Raw genomic sequence first — 3,291 nt, 5'->3', positions numbered from 1 at the left:
GGCATCGTCGGCCCCGACACCTGGCAGGCCCTCGTCTCCTGACGCCCCGCACCACCCGCCGCCCGCCACCCGGAGGAACGGGGATCGTGCCCGGCGGAACTGTGCCTAGCTACAAGCTGCTGCTCGACGTGAGCGTCAAGCAGCAGCCTCCTCGACAGGTGACAACCCGCCTGCCAAGGCGACAACCAGCGTGAGCCGGCTCACTCCGCACGGTCCCATCCGGCGTGGAGCTCCCGGGTTACCAGCGCATGTCGAGTTGGTCGAGTTCGGTGCGTCGTTCGGGGGTGAGTTTGTCGGCCCGCCGCCGGGTGTTGTCCAGGAACGTCCCCAGCTTGATATCGACCTCCACGCCGTCGACGTCCACGCGCTCGATGTGCTTGCGGGCGGGGCGTAGGTGTCCTTCGCGGTCGTGGAACTGCCGGGCCGCGCGCAGGTTGAGCGCCTACTTGCCGTCTGCGGTGAGCTTGGCGGGCCGCGCCCCGGGCTGGCGGGCTCCAGCCCGAGCGTGCTGTCCAGGAGCCACTGCTGGGCGGGGGAGAGCTGGTCCCATCCTTGCCGCTGCGCCGCCGCCCATGCCCCGAGGTCTTCGCCTTGGACGACGAGTTCACCGGCCACCTCGGGGAGCGCGCCTCCGGCCTGGACGTGGATGCGGGTGAGGGTGAAGCAGCGCTGCCAGGCCACGGTCCATCCCAGCGGGCACCATCCCGGGTCGATGGTCTCCAACGCGGCCAGACGGCTCTGAGGCAGTTCCCCAGCGCCCACGGGCACGGTTTCCCCTGCGGCGCGCCGCTCGGCGTTCTCCATGGCCCTACGGGCCTCCGCACGCCTGTTCTTGGCCCACACTCCGATCGGGTAACCGCCATCCCCCACCGCCTGGACCGGGGGCAGGAAGTGCGAGTGTGCGGCGGCCCACGACCGCGCGACCGTCAAACCCTCCTCCCACGCGACGTCGTAGTGGGACCACACCATGCCCAGCTTCTCCAGCTGCTTGACGCGGGAGGCTTCCAGCGTCCCCGCGTTGTAGTAGCGCCGCTGATCGGCCACCCACCGCCCGAGCGGAAATCCGGCGGCTGCGCCGGCCGACTCGTCCTCGGGCATCACGTAGTCGTAGGGCACCCGCAGTTGCCCGCCGCCGTTCTCGCTCCGCCACCGGGTGGCCGCCGCGATCCCGCGCCGCCAGTACGCCTTCTCGGGATCGATCACCCGCAGGCTCACGAACTGCGCCACCAACGCGGGATCGCGCGGACTGCTGAAGCGGAGCAGGCCCGCCGCTGCCTGGCTCACCCACAGGTCATCCCCGTCGCCCTCGTCCGCCTCAGCGCCGTCGTCAACGTCCTGGTCCTGGTCCTCGGCCTCCTGGTTCTGGTCCTCGTCGTCCCCGCCGACCAACACCGCCTCAGACAGGGGCACTTGGGCGTCTTCGTCGCCGATCCGGCGTCCGCTGCGCTGCCGTGGATCGGCAAGAGCCTCGATCGTGTCCGCGTCGTGCGCCCGGAGCGCCCCGAGCACCTTCGCGAGGGTCCCGTAGGCATCCGACGTCAAAAGGTCATCGACATCCTCACCTGGACCAAGGAATACCGGCACCACCAAAGACGCCAACTTCCCCTCTCCCGGACTCAAACGCAGGGCACGCCCGACCATCTGCACGATGTCGACCATGGACCCTCGCGCATCGCAGAAAGCGACCGCATCACACTGCGCCGTATCCACGCCTTCCCCCAGCACTTTCACAGAGCTGAGAACACGTACCACCGCAGGAATATCCGACCGGGCACCACCGATGAAATCGGACGCGAACTCATCCAGCACTTCACGCCGATATCCGGGAGCGTGGTCCCCGCAGAGCCAGGCCGACCAGACCCGCTCCGCCGGCGGGAACAACTCCGGGTCGTCCTCGGCGAGCCGGGCCGCCACCAACGGAACGCCCCGGGCCATGGCCTCCGCCTCAAAGACCCGGCTGTGAAACGTCAGGATGCGCCGCAGCCGCTCCCGCGCGGCAGCCGTCAACAGGCCAGTCTGCAGGGCCGCGAGCCGCGCCCCGCGCACCGGATCCGATCCCGCGGTCTCCTCGGCGAGCGCGGCGTGCAAGTCGGGGTCCCGGATGTCCAGGCACACCACCTGATACGGCGCAACGATGCCCCGCTGGATCGCCTCGCTGAGTTTCAGCTCGTACGCCACCGGCCCGAAAACCGGCGAGTCCCTGTCCATCGATGCCACCAGCCGCGGCTGCTCTCCCTCGGCCTCCCACACGCGCGGTGTCGCGGTCATGTAGAGCCGCCGCACGGCAGGAATCCGCGCCTGATGGTGCACCGCCGCCCACGGCTTCATGCCGTCACCACTTGTCCTGTGGGCCTCGTCCACGATCATGAGGTCCCACACCGACAACCCCGCCTCGTGCGCCCGCTGGAGCTTGCCCAGCCCCACCGCCGCGTAGGTCGCGAACACGGTCACCTGCTCCAGGTCCTGCACCCACGACAGGAGTTCATCGGGGTCGGTGGTACACGGGATGCCGTCGCTCTCCTCGGGCCCCAGGTCGCACACCCCGACCATCGCGCCCCGCCGACCGCCCCGACGCCAGGCACCGGCCATCTGCGTCAGCAGGTCCCGCGTCGGCACCAAGACCAGGACACGCCTCGCAGCCAGCCGCCGCGCCGATTCCACGGCAATCAACGTCTTGCCCGATCCAGTAGCGGCGATTACCTGTGTCCGCAGCCCCTCCGGGGGAATGCGCCCCCCTGGTGGGTCCTGAAGGTGCTTCACCACGGCGTCTACGGCCTGCGCCTGATGCGGCCGCAATTCCATGTGACGCATTCAGAGACCCGCTTTCTGTTCGGCTGTGAAGAGGTGACAAGTGGAGGTTTTTCGTTGGTGGTAGTGGAATTGACGGGCCGGTATTTCCTCCGCATGTGGTGAGGGGAGGGGCCAAGGTAGGGGGTGCGTACTAAGCCCAGACTCTATCTCAGGGGTGCGTCATGACGCATGACGGTTGGGAAGGTTCGTCAGATTGGCTGGTTCTGCTGTCGTGCGGGGTGTAGGGGTGTTAGTCTCCTGCCTGTTGGGCCCCGAGTTGGGAAGCGCGGGCCCTGGCGGGGTGACGCTTCGTCAGTCGGGAGGGGAGCGACCGTTGCCCCCTCGTTGCTGCTGCCGCTTCAGGCGGGCGCGGAGCGCACGCCGTCCGCCCGGAGACGGGGCGCGGAGCGGCCCGGCGCCGGGCGGGAATCCGGCGGAGCCGGATTCCCCTCGACCGCGTCAGCGGTCGAGTCCCGGAACGGAGTTCCGGGCTAATTCCGC

The 3,291-nt window shown here is 69.2% G+C and carries 1 protein-coding gene and 1 pseudogene; both read right to left on the bottom strand.

Annotation, left to right across the window (positions count from 1 at the left end; genetic code table 11):
• Window positions 1–238 precede the first annotated feature (238 nt).
• Window positions 239–433 carry a helicase associated domain-containing protein gene (locus AB0947_RS41945; protein ID WP_366755634.1) on the bottom strand — a complete coding sequence of 65 codons (195 nt, stop codon included), beginning with the start codon at window positions 431–433 and terminating at the stop codon, window positions 239–241.
• 335 nt (window positions 434–768) lie between these two features.
• Window positions 769–2,802, bottom strand: a pseudogene (locus tag AB0947_RS41940) (Helicase associated domain protein); the annotation flags it as partial.
• Between the last annotated feature and the right edge of the window lie 489 nt (window positions 2,803–3,291).

This window comes from Streptomyces sp. NPDC047841, assembly GCF_040704085.1.
In the GTDB taxonomy this organism is placed as follows: Bacteria; Actinomycetota; Actinomycetes; order Streptomycetales; family Streptomycetaceae; genus Streptomyces; species Streptomyces argyrophylli.
Note: the sequence above shows the minus strand (reverse complement) of the source record. Positions and strands in the feature narration are given on the sequence as shown.